12 protein-coding genes and 6 pseudogenes are annotated in these 16,766 nt (G+C 48.2%); 14 read left to right on the forward strand and 4 right to left on the reverse strand.

Annotated features, from left to right (window positions below; all coding sequences use genetic code 11):
- Positions 1 to 83 precede the first annotated feature (83 nt).
- The 12 genes and pseudogenes from JCM16496_RS24815 (at position 84) to JCM16496_RS00410 (ending at position 9,590) form a co-directional block, all read left to right on the forward strand.
- Positions 84 to 1,248 (forward strand): annotated as a pseudogene (locus tag JCM16496_RS24815) (sensor histidine kinase).
- Between the two features lie 91 nt (positions 1,249 to 1,339).
- A pseudogene (locus JCM16496_RS25175) lies at positions 1,340 to 2,965 on the forward strand (HAD-IC family P-type ATPase); the annotation flags it as partial.
- Between the two features lie 15 nt (positions 2,966 to 2,980).
- Positions 2,981 to 4,096: pseudogene (locus JCM16496_RS25180) on the forward strand (HAD-IC family P-type ATPase); the annotation flags it as partial.
- 3 nt (positions 4,097 to 4,099) lie between these two features.
- Entirely contained in the window at positions 4,100 to 4,720 is a 621-nt protein-coding gene (locus JCM16496_RS00370) for an HAD family hydrolase (protein WP_025831542.1), read from the forward strand.
- Positions 4,704 to 5,645, forward strand: coding sequence for a bifunctional riboflavin kinase/FAD synthetase (locus JCM16496_RS00375; protein WP_025831543.1), 942 nt, complete (start codon positions 4,704 to 4,706; stop codon positions 5,643 to 5,645). Before JCM16496_RS00370 ends, JCM16496_RS00375 begins: the two co-directional genes overlap by 17 nt.
- A 224-nt stretch (positions 5,646 to 5,869) precedes the next feature.
- Positions 5,870 to 6,355, forward strand: coding sequence for a DUF3836 domain-containing protein (locus tag JCM16496_RS00380; RefSeq protein WP_025831544.1), 486 nt, complete (start codon positions 5,870 to 5,872; stop codon positions 6,353 to 6,355).
- A gap of 180 nt (positions 6,356 to 6,535) precedes the next feature.
- Complete coding sequence (locus tag JCM16496_RS00385; RefSeq protein ID WP_025831546.1) at positions 6,536 to 7,330, forward strand: CPBP family intramembrane glutamic endopeptidase; 795 nt, start codon at positions 6,536 to 6,538, stop codon at positions 7,328 to 7,330.
- Positions 7,327 to 7,994 (forward strand): annotated as a pseudogene (locus tag JCM16496_RS00390) (DUF2975 domain-containing protein). The gene JCM16496_RS00385 and the pseudogene JCM16496_RS00390 overlap by 4 nt, the downstream one beginning before the upstream one ends.
- Positions 7,995 to 8,008: 14 nt before the next feature.
- Positions 8,009 to 8,650 carry a DUF2975 domain-containing protein gene (locus tag JCM16496_RS00395; RefSeq protein ID WP_025831548.1) on the forward strand — a complete coding sequence of 214 codons (642 nt, stop codon included), beginning with the start codon at positions 8,009 to 8,011 and terminating at the stop codon, positions 8,648 to 8,650.
- A gap of 26 nt (positions 8,651 to 8,676) precedes the next feature.
- A complete protein-coding gene (locus tag JCM16496_RS00400) occupies positions 8,677 to 9,132 on the forward strand; it encodes a DUF2975 domain-containing protein (protein WP_244440164.1) in 456 nt (151 codons plus the stop codon).
- A 20-nt stretch (positions 9,133 to 9,152) separates the two neighbouring features.
- On the forward strand, positions 9,153 to 9,371 hold the full coding sequence (locus JCM16496_RS00405) for a hypothetical protein (RefSeq protein WP_025831551.1): 219 nt from the start codon (positions 9,153 to 9,155) through the stop codon (positions 9,369 to 9,371).
- Between the two features lie 18 nt (positions 9,372 to 9,389).
- Entirely contained in the window at positions 9,390 to 9,590 is a 201-nt protein-coding gene (locus JCM16496_RS00410) for a helix-turn-helix domain-containing protein (protein ID WP_025831552.1), read from the forward strand.
- Between the two features lie 178 nt (positions 9,591 to 9,768).
- Here the strand turns inward: JCM16496_RS00410 and JCM16496_RS00415 are convergent, their stop codons facing one another.
- The 3 genes and pseudogenes from JCM16496_RS00415 to JCM16496_RS00425 all read right to left on the reverse strand — a co-directional run bounded on the left by JCM16496_RS00415 (position 9,769) and on the right by JCM16496_RS00425 (position 12,184).
- Positions 9,769 to 10,191 carry a SufE family protein gene (locus JCM16496_RS00415; RefSeq protein WP_025831553.1) on the reverse strand — a complete coding sequence of 141 codons (423 nt, stop codon included), beginning with the start codon at positions 10,189 to 10,191 and terminating at the stop codon, positions 9,769 to 9,771.
- A gap of 45 nt (positions 10,192 to 10,236) precedes the next feature.
- Positions 10,237 to 11,250, reverse strand: a complete 1,014-nt coding sequence (locus JCM16496_RS00420; protein WP_025831555.1) for a M20 family metallopeptidase — start codon at positions 11,248 to 11,250, stop codon at positions 10,237 to 10,239.
- Positions 11,247 to 12,184 (reverse strand): annotated as a pseudogene (locus JCM16496_RS00425) (S66 peptidase family protein). The gene JCM16496_RS00420 and the pseudogene JCM16496_RS00425 overlap by 4 nt, the downstream one beginning before the upstream one ends.
- A 258-nt stretch (positions 12,185 to 12,442) precedes the next feature.
- Here JCM16496_RS00425 and JCM16496_RS00430 point away from each other — a divergent pair.
- Both JCM16496_RS00430 and buk read left to right on the forward strand, forming a co-directional pair.
- A complete protein-coding gene (locus JCM16496_RS00430) occupies positions 12,443 to 13,363 on the forward strand; it encodes a phosphate acyltransferase (RefSeq protein ID WP_005834523.1) in 921 nt (306 codons plus the stop codon).
- 44 nt (positions 13,364 to 13,407) lie between these two features.
- Positions 13,408 to 14,490, forward strand: a complete 1,083-nt coding sequence (gene buk / locus JCM16496_RS00435; protein ID WP_025831560.1) for a butyrate kinase — start codon at positions 13,408 to 13,410, stop codon at positions 14,488 to 14,490.
- A gap of 331 nt (positions 14,491 to 14,821) precedes the next feature.
- Here buk and JCM16496_RS00440 read toward each other — a convergent pair.
- Positions 14,822 to 16,749, reverse strand: a pseudogene (locus JCM16496_RS00440) (MGH1-like glycoside hydrolase domain-containing protein).
- Positions 16,750 to 16,766 lie beyond the last annotated feature (17 nt).

Genomic DNA, 16,766 nt, shown 5'->3' on the forward strand with positions numbered 1-16,766 from the left:
TCTATAATAACGTTTAAAAGTCCTTTTTGTTTTATTGTTGAACAAAAAAAGTTTATATTTGTTCTCTATTAAAACAACATTTTATGAAAATGACCGACAAGCTGTTCCGGGCGATTATGCGGAATCTGCACGCCTATGTACTGCTGATAAACCGCGACTTCACTGTATTCTACACCAATTACTACGATATTACCGGAGCTGTAAAGCCTGTCGAAGCCGGACGGGTGGGAGATATTCTGCGCTGTAACAATGCCTTGTCGGCAGCAGGAGGTTGCGGCACTCACGATTTGTGTAAGCACTGCCCTGTGCGGAATGCCATAGAGAATGCCTTTGTAGTGCAGAAAAACTTCACGGATTTGGCTGCTATTTTGAATCTTAGGGATAGTGAAGGCAGAACTACGGAATGCTATGCTTATGTTTCCGGCGAGTATATGGAGATTGAGGACCGCGACTGCATGGTGATTACCGTGCACGACATTACCCGGCTGAAACAAGTGGAAACTGAATTGAAACTGGCACGTGAGAAGGCAGAGAATGCCGACCGCTCCAAATCGGTGTTCCTGGCGAATATGAGCATGAAATCCGTACTCCGCTGAACGCAATTGTCGGATTCTCGGAATTGCTGGCCTCTGCATCGACGGACGAGGAGAAGACACAGTTCCTGGAAATTGTGCAAAGTAACAATGAAATGCTGCAACAGCTGATTGCTGATATTCTGGACCTCTCGAAGATAGAAGCCGGAACATTGGAATTTGTGTTCTCGGATGTGGACATCAACCAGATGATGTCCGATTTGGAACAACAGTTCCGTATGCGGGTGGCCGAGTTGGGTAGCGGAGTGCAGATTGTCCGGGAGGCTCCTGAGGAGGAATATACTATGCATACGGACAGAAACCGGCTTGCACAAGTGGTATCCAATTTTATGACGAATGCCCTGAAGTTCACCCAGGAAGGCAGTATTACCCTCGGATTCAGACCCTATGAGGAAGGTCTCTATTTCTACGTAAAAGATACGGGAACCGGTATTCCCCAGGAAAAGCTGCCACATGTTTTTGAACGTTTCGTCAAGCTGAAACAGGAAAAGAACGGTACCGGACTGGGACTCTCCATTTGCCAGACCATTGTCCGCAAATTGGGGGGCGAAATAGGCGTGGAATCGGAAGAAGGGGCAGGCTCGACTTTCTGGTTCACATTGCGTGGGAGCCTGCAACCAGACCGAAACTGGTGAGGGAAAAAGAGAATCAATGACAGTCAATTAATCACTAATCATTATTATAGGTATTGTTTTCCCGGATTATTATTGTATTTTTGCGTTCCAAAATTAAACCTAAAGACTTGCATGACTGCAATAAAGGATGATTATTATCATGTCGGACTGACCGACGAGCAAGTGCGGAAGAGCCGCGATGAACATGGAGTAAATTTATTGACGCCTCCTAAACGGCCTTCCTTATGGAAATTGTATCTGGAGAAGTTTGAGGACCCCGTAGTAAGGGTATTGCTGGTTGCCGCTCTGTTTTCTTTGATTATTTCCATTGTAGAAAATGAATATGCCGAGACTATCGGCATTATAGTAGCCATTCTGCTGGCTACCGGTATCGGTTTCTTCTTTGAGTATGATGCCGGTAAGAAGTTTGACCTGCTGAACGCAGTGAACGAAGAAACTTTGGTGAAAGTAATTCGTAACGGACATGTGCAGGAGATTCCCCGTAAAGATGTAGTGGTGGGTGATATCGTGGTGCTGGAAACCGGTGAAGAGGTTCCGGCGGACGGTGAATTGCTGGAAGCCATTTCCCTGCAAGTGAACGAATCGAACCTGACCGGTGAGCCGGTAGTGACGAAAACTACCGTAGAAGCCGACTTTGACGAAGAGGCTACGTATGCTTCCAACCGCATTTTGCGCGGTACAACGGTGGTGGACGGACATGGCACCATGCGTGTGGAGGCTGTGGGCGATGCTACGGAAATCGGCAAAGTGGCACGTCAAAGTACCGAACAGAATACGGAACCTACTCCGCTGAATATCCAGCTGACCAAATTGGCCAACCTGATTGGAAAGATTGGCTTTTCCGTGGCGGGTCTGGCTTTTCTCATTTTCTTTGTAAAGGATGTGGTACTGGTTTATGATTTTTCTTCATTCCACACCTTCCGTGATTGGCTGCCGGCCTTGCAGGCTACTTTACAATACTTTATGATGGCAGTTACCCTGATTGTGGTGGCTGTGCCCGAAGGATTGCCGATGAGCGTAACACTCAGTCTGGCGTTGAACATGCGCCGTATGCTCTCCACCAACAATCTGGTGCGCAAGATGCATGCATGCGAGACGATGGGAGCCATTACAGTGATTTGTACCGACAAGACCGGGACATTGACCCAAAATCTGATGCAGGTGCATGAACCCAACTTCTATGGTTTGAAGAATAACGGGCAGCTGGGGAGTGATGACCTCAGCAAGCTGGTAATGGAAGGTATCAGTGCTAACTCCACTGCTTTCCTGGAAGAAGAGGTGACTGGCGAGAAGCCGAAAGGGGTGGGTAATCCCACGGAGGTGGCACTGCTGCTTTGGCTGAACAGTCAGGGATGCGACTACCTGGCACTGCGTGAGAAAGCTACGGTTATCGACCAGCTGACTTTCTCTACGGAAAGGAAATTCATGGCTACCCTGGTGCAATCCCCCCTGATTGGGAAGAAGGTGCTGTATGTGAAGGGAGCTCCCGAGATTGTTTTGGGTAAATGTAAGGATGTCATGTTGGACGGCAAGCGTGTGGATGCGGTGGAATACCGTTCTACAGTGGAGGCTCAGTTGCTCAACTACCAGAATATGGCCATGCGCACACTTGGCTTTGCATTCAAGATTATCGATGAGCAGGAAGAAGCCCGGTTGAATGAAGGATTGATCAGGAAGAATGAAGAGCCGAACCGTTCCGTTCAGCCGGATGCTAATTGTCAATTGTCAATTGTCAATTGTCAATTGGTAGAAGACTTGTCGTTCCTCGGTGTGGTTGCCATTAGTGACCCTATCCGCGGATGTGCCTGCGGCCGTTGCCAAATGCCAGTCGGCAGGTATCGGGGTGAAGATTGTGACGGGAGATACACCGGGTACGGCTACCGAGATAGCACGCCAGATTGGTCTGTGGAAACCGGAGGATACGGAAAAGAACCGCATTACGGGAGCTGCATTTGCCGAACTGACGGATGAGGAGGCATTGGACCGTGTGATGGACCTGAAGATAATGTCGCGTGCACGCCCCACAGACAAGCAGCGTCTGGTGCAACTGTTGCAGCAGAAAGGTGCGGTAGTGGCTGTGACGGGTGACGGCACGAATGATGCTCCTGCATTGAACCATGCGCAAGTGGGACTTTCGATGGGTACCGGAACCTCCGTAGCCAAGGAGGCCAGCGACATCACGCTGCTGGATGACTCCTTCAACAGTATAGGCACGGCCGTGATGTGGGGACGTTCTTTATATAAAAATATACAGCGTTTCATTGTTTTTCAGCTGACTATCAATTTTGTGGCTTTGTTTATCGTTCTCCTGGGTTCACTGGTGGGTACGACGCTTCCTTTGACCGTCACGCAGATGTTGTGGGTGAACCTGATTATGGATACGTTTGCGGCCCTGGCCCTGGCGTCCATTCCACCCAGTGAGAGCGTGATGAAGGAAAAGCCACGTAAGAGTACGGATTTCATTATAACCAAGTCCATGAGGTATTACATTCTGGGAATGGGTTCTGCCTTCCTGGTGTTACTTATGGGAATGCTCTTCTGGTTTAATAGTGAGGAGGGGGGATGACTACCTACCGGCTGACTGTGTTCTTCACATTCTTTGTTATGCTTCAGTTCTGGAATTTGTTCAATGCGCGTGTGTTCGGCACTTCGGACTCGGCGTTCAAGGGTATTTCCAAATCTTATGGCATGGAGCTGATTATACTTGCCATTTTGGGCGGACAGATACTGATTGTACAGTTTGGTGGAGCTGTGTTCCGCACAGTGCCGCTCGATTTTATGACTTGGATGACGATTGTCGTTTCTACCTCGTTTGTTTTGTGGATAGGTGAACTGGTTCGTCTTATCCGACGTTTAACACAGAAATAGGTGATGGAAAGAATAGGAGTCAAGAATCTTATTATTGATTTTGGCGGAGTTCTGATTGATTTGGACCGCCAGCGCTGTTTGGAGAATTTCAGAAAGCTGGGATTGCCGGATGTGGAAGTCATGTTGGACCTCTATCACCAGCAGGATTTCTTCCAGAAATATGAAAAAGGATTGATTACCAGTGCGGAGTTCCGGGAAGTGATTCGTGGAAGGATAGGGAAACCGGTGACTGATGCCCAGATAGATGACGCCTGGAACAGTTTCCTGGTGAGTATTCCTACTTTTAAATTGGATTTACTGTTGGAACTGCGCAAGAAATATGTGGTCTATCTGCTGAGCAACACCAATGAAATCCATTGGCAATGGTCGTGCCTGCACGCGTTTCGTTACAAGGCTTTCCGTGCGGAGGACTTTTTTGAGCATATCTATCTCTCTTATGAGATGAAGATGGCAAAACCGGATGCCGATATATTTCAGAAAGTACTGGATGAGACCGGTATTCTTCCCAACGAGACTCTTTTCATTGACGATTCTGAGGCCAATTGCCGGACAGCGGAGGCGTTGGGTATTTCTACCTATACGCCAAAGGCCCACGAGGATTGGAGACATGCAGTTGTTTTGTGAGACATCGGACATCGGTTCCCGTCCAAGTGTAGCCACTATCGGTTTCTTTGACGGAGTACATCGGGGGCACCGCTACCTGATAGAGCAAGTGCGTGCGGTAGCTGCCGGGCGTGGGCTTGCTTCGTCGGTCGTGACTTTTCCGGTACATCCGCGTAAAGTGATGCAGGCCGATTATCATCTGAAGTTATTGACCACTTGTGATGAGAAAGTTTCCCTGCTAGCCAAGACTGGGGTGGATTATTGCATGATGCTTGATTTCACTTCTGAAATAGCCCGGCTTTCGGCACGGGAATTCATGTCCATACTGAAGGAACGCTACCGGATACAAGCTTTGGTAGTGGGGTACGACCATCGTTTCGGGCATAACCGCAGCGAGGGCTTTGAGGATTATGTGCACTATGGTCGCGAATTGGGTATGGAGGTGCTTCTTGCGCGCGCGTATTCTTATAGTAAGGAAGCATCGGTAACGGAGGTTACTGTCAGCTCCTCGGCTATTCGCGGTCTGTTGCAGGAGGGAAACGTTTCGGAAGCTGCCGAGTATCTGGGATATGATTTCTTTTTGGACGGTACGGTTGTCGGCGGCTATCAAGTGGGGCGTAAGATAGGTTTCCCTACGGCTAATCTCCGTGTTTCCGATTCTGACAAGCTGATTCCCTGCGATGGTGTGTATGCCGTCCGTGTCTGTGTCGGAGGCAAGGAATACGGCGGTATGCTAAGCATTGGCTACCGGCCTACGTTGGAGAACGGCCCCGATCGCAGTATTGAGGTCCATATATTCCGGTTTGATGCTGACATTTATCAGCAGCCGATGCGTCTTTTCTTTGTGCGCCGCACCCGTCCTGAACTGAAATTCGACAGTATAGAAGAACTTATTGCCCAGCTTCACCGTGACGAGGTGGAGATTAAATCCATTCTTTCTTTATAAACATAAGGCGATAAGGTCATTTATCCCCTTGCAGTTCTATGTATTTTCCCGTTTGAAGTGTTTGTTTTCTGTATATTTATCGTAAAACACGTTTTTTTATTGTTTTTCAATAAATATTTTCTGTTTTTCTTTGTCATATCAAAAAAAGGTCTTTTATTTGCATATCGAAAAACGATAAATGATTATCGAAAAACAAAATAAAGAACTAATAAAACAATAACGGTATGAAAACTTTAGTAATGACAACGATTTTTGTAGTGACAGTAGTGATAAATGCTTTTGGTGGTAATATCCAGGAAAACTTTGCCTATAATGAAGTGATGAACGGAAATCAGGTGGAGTCCCAGATTGTATATAAAGTAGAGAACGGTAAGTTTCTGCAGAACCATTTGAAATACAATTTCACCTATGATGCCCAAGGGCGTACGATACAGAAGGAAGCGTTGAAATGGAACGAGATTGAGCAGGCGTTTGAACGCTTCTATTGCTTGAACTACAATTATACGGAAGCCGGTACGGATGTGGAATATGCCTTGTGGGACAACAAGACGAATGCCTACTCCGATGTGAAAGAAAAAGCTGTTTATCTGCAGGCGGGAGATGACATCAACTACTTGAGTTACAAATGGAGTAAAAAGGACAACGACTGGAATCTGTTGGTGGAACATGCCACTGCAGAGGAAGACGTATTGCTTCTGGCAGTGAAATAAATGAAAAACAATATAGAAATGAGGGAGGGGCTTAGGTTATGAGAAGAGCATTCATGAGTATTACACTATTGGTATTGTCACTTTCTACAGTGATGGTGCTGCTGATGGGACTTGTTGCCACAGCTTGACGGATTGACAGAGAAAATGTGTATCTTTGCGAACTTTTAGACGAATAGAACAATGAAAACGGCAATAAAACTAGTATTGATTTACTTTTTGATGCAGATTGTAGGAGCACTGTTTGCAGGACCTTTCTGTCTGCTGTATACGTATTTCGCTTATGGCGCTTTTGACGCGGGCAAGGCGGGAGAGATTGCTGTGGCACCTACCATGTTGCTGGGTTTCGTTTTCATGGGGTTGTACTTGTGGCGTAAGAACTACCTGACGGGAGACAAACATCTGTACTCTCCGGTGCCGGTCCCTTATCTGGCATGGAGCCTGCTCGCCGGAATGGCTTCCATGTATATAATAGCTGTTCTGATGTCCGAACTCACTTTCTTGCCCAATTTGTTGGACCAAACATTTGACATGCTGCAATCCGGTTGGTTGGGTATTCTCTGTATTTCTGTTTTGGGACCCGTGCTGGAAGAACTTCTTTTCCGTGGTGCCATTACCAAGGAGCTGCTTCGCAGATACAGTCCGGCAAAGGCTATCTTGTTTTCCGGATTGATATTCGGTATTTTCCATCTGAATCCGGCCCAGATAATAGGTGCTTGCCTCATCGGTTTCTTGCTTGCCTGGCTTTATTATAAGACACGAAGTCTGATGGCATGTATTCTGATACACATCATGAACAATGGCTTGTCTGTCTATCTGAGCCTGAAACATCCTGAAATGGAGGATGTGACACATCTGCTGAGTAACCCGTATGTACTGGTTGGGGCAGTGGTTTTCATATTGCTGCTTCTACTCTCTTTGAAACAACTGAATAAATATAATATATCTGATACTAATACAACAACAACTGAATTATGAAAAGAAGACTGAACATTCTCTGCCTGGTGGTAATGCTTGTACTGAGTTACTCGGTATTGGAGCAGGGTTACTATATCTTTCTGGGAGCCAAGATGGGGGCGCAGACCGGACTGGAGTTGGAAAAAAAAGGAAGTGACGTTGCTGCCTGCAAGGAACTGATGAACCTGAAGGTTGTCAACTTGATACCTTCCTCTATAGAGTCGCTCGATTTCTTCAGGGATTCCGTCTACAATGAGAAAAGCAGGAGTTATGTGCCTGCAGCCTACTCTTCGCTGATGGTCAGCGTAGATTCTCATGATTCTGTCGGGAAAGCGGTGGCAAAGTATTTGCTGATATACCTGCATTTGGGCTTTTCTCTTTGGGCGGTAGTATTGTTTATCCGCTTGATAATCTCTATCAACAAGTCCGATATCTTCAACTGGCGGAATGTACGTCGGTTGCGCCGACTGGGAATAGCATTGGTTGTCAGCTTCTGTTGTACCTTTGCGTCGTCATACCTTGATTTTATAGGTATCGATGCAGTATTCTCACTGCATGGTTACGAGCTGAGCCTCTCGGAATTGGTGAGCACTACCACGCCGGTACTTGGGCTTTGTTCGCTGATAGTAGCGAAGTATTCGCCATTGGATTGAAAATGAAGGAAGAGCAGGATTTGACGATTTAATGTGGGGGAGAATTATGAAAAAGATAAGTATATTGGGTATCCTGGCTATATTGGTCATTGTTGCAGAGTTTGCCTATGCGATGATAGCGGGCTGGGTGGATATGAAGAATAGTTTTCTTGAGGGTTACAATAGTGTAAATGTGCATTCGGGAACTTCACAGCCGGAGTATTCCGGTTCATTTGATAAGGTATATGTGGATGTAAGACCTTTGGAAACGACGGCAGTCGATTCCTTGACGAATCGTTTTGCCGATAAGTCAGTACCTTATCAGGTAAAGAGAATAGGTACTGTGATTGTCCCTACTGTCTGGAGTTCCATAATGAACTGCTTTGCCATGTTTGCCATCATTCCTTTCTTTGTGGGAATCTTTTGCCTGATACGTTTGTTGATATCCATTTCAAAGCGGGAAGTGTTTACTTCGGATAATGTAGTTCGGTTGCGTTTCTTTACTTATTCGTTTGCTGCATTGTACGGCTTGATGACTTTGCATGATTGGTTGAATCATCTTGAAGCAGTGAAGCAAGTGGCTCTGCTGGGCTATGAAGTGGTTGCATCGCATGATACAGATTTCACATCCCTGGTTATTATAATTCTTTTCACCGAGATATTTGCCGCCGGGGTGAAGATAAAGGAAGAACAGGACTTGACTATTTAAAAGTGAGAGGAGGGATTATGACACTTATGAAACAAAAGGAACCAAAGAGACGGATAGCGCTTATTATGAATGTGCTGTTTTATTTCTGTGGACTATGTATTGGTGGCGGCATTGTTCGTAATCTGACATTGTGCTATGAGTTGGGAAAGGATGATACTGCTAATTTTATCTGGCACATATTACCCGAATCAGTAACAATGCTGGTGATGACAATATGTGGCTTGTGTATTTTTCTCATTCTCCGCAATGTGAAGAAAGAGGAAGTGTTTGTTTATCAGAATTCATCTTTGATACAAACCATTGGGGTGCTGATAGCATTGAATGGGCTTTTTCAGGCAACTCTCTCCTGGTTTACTCCCGAAGGAGTACCGACTGATACTTCTTATCGGATATTCGTGTTATTGGGAGTTTTCATCATCTTTATGGGCTATCTTTTTGAGATGGGAGTTCGTATGCGTGAGGAACAAGAGTTGACGATTTAAATAAAAGTGAAGAGCGCGATATGAAGAAAAATGTGAAATATGGTCTGTATTTCGTTGCCGGACTTGTGGCGGTTTTATTGTTGGCAAGTATTGTCTATTTTCTCCTCTTGTTTCCGGCCTTTGACGGGAAGTGGAAAGTCTATATTGTAATGCCGTGGATGTATCTGTGCATATATGGTTATTACCGGTTGACGAAACGGTACACTGACTGGTGGTGTGAGTGGGAAAAGAATAATTGATAAATAGAACACAATTATATGATTATAGTAAACCTTGACATAATGATGGCCGAAGAAAGATATCTTTGCGAGCTGGCGGAGAAGATTGATATTACGCCTGCCAATCTCTCTATTCTCAAAACCGGAAAGGCTAAAGCCATCCGTTTCTCTACACTGGAAGCAATCTGCAAGGAACTCGATTGCCAGCCGGGGGATATACTGGAGTTTAAGGAGGGATAAATAGGGAGAAGAAGGCCTTTACATACTACGGTAAACGCCTTTACATACTATGGTAAACGTCGTTACTTCATAATGTAAAAGCCGTTACATTCTGGAGTAACGGCTTTTACATTATAGGGTAAACATCTGGTAAATATAATCTGCTGATTATTAGTTTATATATTGTCGGTCGTAACCTTTAGATGCCTTTCGCTTTGAAGGCCAGCGCATACATTCGCATCTGCTTTACCATAGACAGCAGTCCGTTGCTACGGGTGGGCGACAAGTGTTCCTTCAGTCCTATTTTATCAATGAAATAGAGGTCGGCGTTCAGTATCTCATCCGGTGTGTGCCCGGAGAGTACTTTGATAAGCAGTGAAATGATTCCTTTCACAATCAGTGCGTCGCTTTCGGCCTGGAAAATAATTTTTCCGTCCACTTCGTCTGCCTGCAGCCATACGCGGCTCTGGCAACCTTCAATCAAGTTTTGTTCCGTCTTGTATTTTTCGTCGAGCGGTTCCTGCTCGTTTCCTAAATCAATAAGAAGTTGGTACCGGTCCATCCAATCGTCGAAATCATTGAATTCGGCGATTACTTCGTCTTGCAGTTCGTTGATACTTATCATGGGATTTACTGTTTTACTATTTACGATTTACTATTTGATTGTCTATTTCTCATTATAGATGACTTCCAGCAAGGTCTGTCCCACGGCGTTGAGAGTGCCCTTGTCGATGATGTCCATGGTGTCGTCTATCGTGTGCCAGAAGTCACCGAAGCCGGTGTCGCAGTTCGGGTCATAGTTGATGATGTCCACGCAGGGAATCTGCCGCAGGTTGTATACATACATATGGTCGTCCGTCACTTCGGTACCTTTTTCTTTGGGGAAGAAGTTGCCGAAGCCCAGGCGGTGGGCGGTGTTCCATATCTTGTTCACGTACTTACCGGCGGTTCTTTGGGAGAACTGTTCCTTGTAGAAGGTGGCATTCTTTCCGCCCACCATGTCGAGCAGGATGCCGTAGCGGGCATTATAGCCGTCTACATGGGGTACTCGTCCCCAATATTGCGAGCCCAGGCACCAAGTGTCGGGCTTATAAGTGCCTTTGTAGAAGTAAGGGGCACCATAGTCTTCGGCATCGAAGAAGATGATGTCGATGCCGATGGCTGGAGCCTGCTGTTGCAGTTGGCGGGCCACTTCGAGCAATACGCCTACACCGCTGGCTCCATCGTTCACACCCAGGATGGGGCTGTGATGCTTCGTCTTGTCAGCATCCTGGTCGGCATAAGGGCGGCTGTCCCAATGGGCACAGAGCAGTACACGCCTTTTGCTTTCCGGATTATAGGCGCCGATAACATTGCGCGCTTTCAGGATGGTGTTGTCGTAAGCCACCAGGTCGGCATGCTGGTTGTATACTTTGGCGCCGAATTCTTCCAGCTTCTTGGCAAGGAATTCTCCGCAGGCTTTGTGGGCGGCGGTGTTGGGCACGCGCGGACCAAAATCCGCTTGGGTCTGTATGTATTGGTATGCACTGTCTGCACTGAACTGAGGCACTTGGACAGTCGCTTGGGTCGCATCGCCCTCACTGTCATTATCGGCTGCAGACTTGCTGCTGTTGTTGCTGCATGCCACTATCGCTACAATCAGCAACAGCAGCAACGGGATGAATGTATAATTCCGTTTCATTCTCTTTCTGTATTAAAACTTAGTTTCACTTCTTTCTTTCCAACTTCCAATGTTACCGCAGCACCGTTTATCAGCGGTACGTTCATGCTGACATGTCCGACGGGAAAATCGAAACATATCGGATAATCGTATTCCTTCACCAAATCGGCCAATGCACCATATAGGTCTTTTCCCAGGGACTTGTTCTCCTCGTATTCGGTGAATTGTCCGATGATGAGGCCGGAAAGCTTGTCGAGGACACCGCCCAGTTTGAGATTGTACATCATGCGTTCCACCGCATGCGGGCGTTCTCCCACATCTTCGATGAAGAGGATGGTGCCTTCGGCGGGAATGTCGTACGGAGTGCCGCGCAGCCCGTAGAACACTGACAAATTGCCACCGCGCAACACGCCTTTTCCCTTTCCTTTATGATTTAGTTTGTGCCCCGGACAGACATAACTGAATGCTTCCGTTCCTCCCAATGCCTGCCCGAACAGAACATCCTTCAGTGCTTGTGTGCAAAAGTCGTCTTCCGGTTCTACTGTGAGATGCGCGCCATGGGGGCGTGCAACGACGCGAAGCCGTTCTGCTGGAACAGATTATGGAGGGCGGTGATGTCACTGAATCCGATGAGCCATTTGGGATGCTGCCTGAACTTGGTAAAATCCAGTTTGCCTATCAGATGCACGGCTCCGTAACCGCCCCGGCTACAGAATATGACTTTGGCTTCTTCATCATCCATGGCTTCCTGCAGGTCTTCGAGGCGTTGCCGGATACTTCCTGCATACGTTCCGTTGGAACTCCCTGCGTGCTTTGCGAATACGACTTCCAGCCCCCAGGACTTCAAACGTTTGTAGGCGCCTTTCAGGAAAGATTTGTCAATCTTGCTGGAAGGGGAGAGAACAATGACACGGTCACCTTCCTGCAGATACGGAGGGAAAATAAGACTACCCATACTATATTATCAATCTATTTTGGGCAAAAGTACACAATTCACCACAGATATCACAGATTAACACGGATTTTTAACAGAAGAGAGGGAGGTTATATATGATATATAATCAACAGAGTAACTCAAATTCTGTTCAAATCCGTGTCAATCTGTGTAATCTGTGGTGAACATATCAAAATGATATTAAACATATAAAATTTCAACGGGGAAAATGCTGTATTTCTCGACATTTTTTTAGATATTTGCTAAAAATCTAACGTTATGGAACCGATACGGAACTTTGCCCAGTTAACAGCCCACCTGAAAACCTTGAATAAGAGGAAACGTATTGCGGTAGTTTGTGCCAATGACCCTAATACAGAATATGCCATATCCCGTGCCTTGGAGGAGGGGATTGCGGAATTTCTGATGATTGGCGATTCTGCCATATTGGAAAAATATCCCACCTTGAAGAAATATCCTCAATATGTCAGTACCTTGCATATAGAAGATTCCGATGAGGCTGCACGTGAGGCGGTGCGTATCGTACGCGAGGGTGGAGCGGACATCCTGATGAAAGGCATCATCAATACCGACAATTTGCTACGTGCCATTCTGGACAAGGAACATGGTTTGTTGCCTAAAGGAAAGATTCTGACCCATCTGGCCGTGATGCAGATACCTACTTACGATAAACTGCTCTTTTTCTCCGATGCTGCGGTTATTCCCCGCCCGACGCTGCAACAGCGCATTGAAATGATTTGGTATGCCATCCATACTTGCCGCCATTTCGGGATAGAGCAGCCACGTATCGCGCTGATTCATTGCACGGAGAAGGTAAGCGCCAAATTCCCCCATTCCTTGGACTATGTGAATATTGTGGAACTGGCGGAAGCCGGAGAGTTCGGCAATGTCATCATCGACGGTCCGCTGGATGTGAAGACCTCTTGTGAGAAGACGAGCGGTAACATCAAAGGCATTGTATCACCGATTGACGGGGAGGCGGATGTGTTGATATTCCCAAACATCGAATCGGGCAATGCTTTTTATAAGGCTGTATCTCTGTTTTCTCATGCCGATATGGCCGGGTTGCTGCAAGGACCCTCATGTCCGGTGGTATTACCGTCGCGTAGCGATTCCGGTTTGTCCAAATATTACAGCATTGCCATGGCTTGCCTGACCAGCGGGGTGAAAGAGCCTTGATTGTAATTAGTAATTTGTAGTTCGTAATTTGTAAATCGTAATCAATGAAAATACTGGCAGTAAATCCCGGTTCCACCTCGACAAAAATTGCTGTCTATGAGGATGAAACTCCCCGTCTGGTACTCAACATCCGGCATTCGGTGGAGGAGCTTTCCCAATTTCCCCGCATCATCGACCAGTTCGAATTCCGCAAGCACTTGGTGCTGGAAGCGCTGGAGGCCAATGGCATTCCCTTTAAGTTCGATGCCATCGTCGGCCGTGGGGGATTGTTGAAACCCATTCCCGGTGGTGTGTATGCCGTGAACGATGCCATGTTGGACGATATGCTCCACGCCATGCGTACCCACGCCTGCAACTTAGGTTGTCTGATAGCCCACGAACTTGCCGCCATGCTGCCCGGCTGCCCCTCTTTCATAGCCGATCCCGGCGTGGTGGACGAGCTGGACGATGTGGCACGCATCACCGGTTCGCCTCTGATGCCCAGCATCACCATCTGGCACGCCTTGAACCAGCGAGCCATCGCCCGGCGCTATGCTGCCGAATGTACCGCCGCGCATCCCGAATCTCCCGTGCGTTACGAAGACCTCAATCTGATTGTCTGTCACTTGGGTGGAGGCGTTTCCGTAGGAGTCCACCGCCACGGTCGTGCGGTGGATGTGCCCAATGCCCTCGACGGTTTCGGTCCTTTTTCGCCCGAACGTGCAGGCACCCTGCCCGCCGGGCAACTGATAGACCTTTGCCACTCGGGGCGTTACACTACCGAAGAATTGAAGAAACGTATTTCCGGCAAGGCGGGACTTGCCGCCCACTTGGGTACTACCGACATTCCCGCCATAGAGAGGCGCATCGCCGGGGGAGACACCCATGCCGCTTTGGTGCTCGATGCCATGATTTACCGCATTGCCAAGGAGATAGGCGGTGCTGCCGTTGTGCTTTATGGCAAGGTGGACGCCATTCTGCTTACGGGAGGTATGGCACATTCCGAGTACATCACTTCGCGGTTGCAGGAGCGTGTCTCTTTCCTTGCTCCCGTCCACGTCTATCCCGGAGAAGACGAATTGGAAGCATTGGTAATGAATGCGCTGGGAGCTTTGCGTGGAGAGCTTCCGATACAGGTTTACCGGTAGTAATTATATAATTCACCACAGAGGACACAGAGTCCCACAGAGTTATTTTTTATAGTAGAACAGAAATGGTTTGCGAAAAGATACGGAGTAACTTACTTCTCCTCCTCCGGGGAGGAGGAGTACCCGTAGGGGGAGGTGGTAGCGATACACACTGTACTATTTTTCATTACTTTATGCTCCCTACCACCCCGCCCGTTGGGCACCCCTCCTCCCCGGAGGAGGGGAAGTAAGATACTCGCTCTATTCGCTTTTCTTTTCGCAAACCATTTCTGTTCTACTATAAAAAATAACTCTGTGGGACTCTGTGTCCTCTGTGGTGAATCAACTCCGATTACTTACCGTAATCGTCGTACATCATCAACAGATGCGAGGAGCTCCAGCTGAAGTGGGGAGCTTTCAGGCGTTCGCCGGTATGGGTTCCGTAGTTCTCATGGATGGGAGCACCCTCTTTCAGCCCGCTCAGGCGGTCGAAGACTTGCAGCGTATATTCATCTGCCAGCCGGTTGTAGCCGTAGTTGCGCAGTCCGCGGATGGCAAAGTAGGTTTGGTCCAGCCAGATGGGGCCACGCCAGTAGCCGCGCGGATTGTATTTGGGATTGTCGGCGGCAATGGTCGGGAAGGGGATATACGTGGAGAACTTTGCCGTATCTTGAAGCATGGGCAGCATGCTGTCCACTTGCGCTTGTGTGGCAATCCGGGTCCACAACGGAGTGTAGGCTTCGCAGCCCGGCTCTTCGATGAATGAACCGTCCTTCAGGCGGCGGTCGCAGAAGAAGTTGATGTTCTTGTCAAAGAAATAGTCGGCTACCTGGCTACTGTAGTCCGGTGCGTCGAAAGGTATCTTCAGCAGGCTGGAGAATTTCTTCAGCAGTTTGCATTCCAGTGCCAGATAAGCGTTTAAGTCCACACTCTCCTGATCCATACTCCAGGCATCCTCGTAGCCTTCGTTTTTCAGCATCACGGCGCCGTCGAAACGGATGGCGTTGTCCATGCCGCTTTCCCATGCGGCAGCTTCCAGTGTTCCGTCGGTAGCACCGTATTCGCACATGCCGTTGCGGTTGTGGTCGCGCTTCTCGTACCACCATTTATAATAAGAGAGCAGTTGCGGATACATCTCGGCAACGAAGGCGGTGTCACCCGTATGGGTAAATATTTCATCGACAGCCCAGCATACCAAGGGAGGCTTGCTGTCACGGGCATTGTTCTCGGAGGGGTCGGTGTAGATACAGTCGATAATCATGCCGTCCGGTTGCTGGTAGTCGAACATGGCCCGGATGTTGTTCTTGGCCAGTTCGGGGTCGAACTTGGCGGTTCCGGCGCTGAAGCGCCAGGTGTCCCATGCCCAAAAGCCGACGAAATAGCCTACGGCATGGCTCGGTATGATGCCTTCGTGAAGCAATCCGCCGCGGTGTGTCCGCCAATTGGAGATGAGCGTGGTGACGGCTTTCACGGCGATGCGGTCATACTCCGGTTTCATGTCCTTGCGCAGTATCTTGGTGAGGTAACCTTCCCAACGTTCGGCATTGGCTTGCAGGGCGGGGGCGGGATTATTGAGCAGGCCCGGCAGGTTTTGCAGGCTGGCAGTCATCTCCTTTTCGGAAGTGAAGAAGGAGATAGCTACGTTGACGGGGTAGCGCGGAGAGCGGACAAGGGCTGTATAGTTATTGTCGGTCTTGGCCAGCTCTACATTAGGAGTGAAGGTCACGGTCACGGTTTCGCCACTGGGATGACGGGCGATGACGGAGTTCTGTTCTACGCTGACGGTGATGTCTTTGCCCCATTGGCTACCGGAGAGCAGCAGGTCTTCAGCCGTGTCGGCTTCGATGCGCAGCAAGGCGGTCGAGGCACTTGTGAAGTTGAGCCGTTGCGTGATGCTCCCGTGGGTGGAATGTGCCGACATATAGAGCTCGCCGGGGTAATAGCAAGTGGAATCCGGAACAAAAACGTCTTGTGCATCTTTGGCAAAGCCTACGACGGCGGCTGACTGTGCCATCCACTGGCGGCGGAACATATCGAGCTGAAGGGGCCGCAGAAGCCGTTGACCCATTGTTGCCGTTCGGGCAGCGTGAAGCCCATCCACGAGCCGGCATCGGTGAACCAACCATAGCAGCGGTGCAGGGTGTCGGGAGTGTAGGAGATGTCCAGTATGTCGGCGAAGGCATACCGTTTCTCCGTAGTGCTTTTCATGCCGGGAGTGCAGGCTGCGATGCCTGCGGCCAACAATGTGAAGCAGAGTATGCGTATAAATTTGTATTTCATATGAATGAGGTATTTAA

This window comes from Bacteroides rodentium JCM 16496, assembly GCF_000614125.1.
Lineage (GTDB): Bacteria > Bacteroidota > Bacteroidia > Bacteroidales > Bacteroidaceae > Bacteroides > Bacteroides rodentium.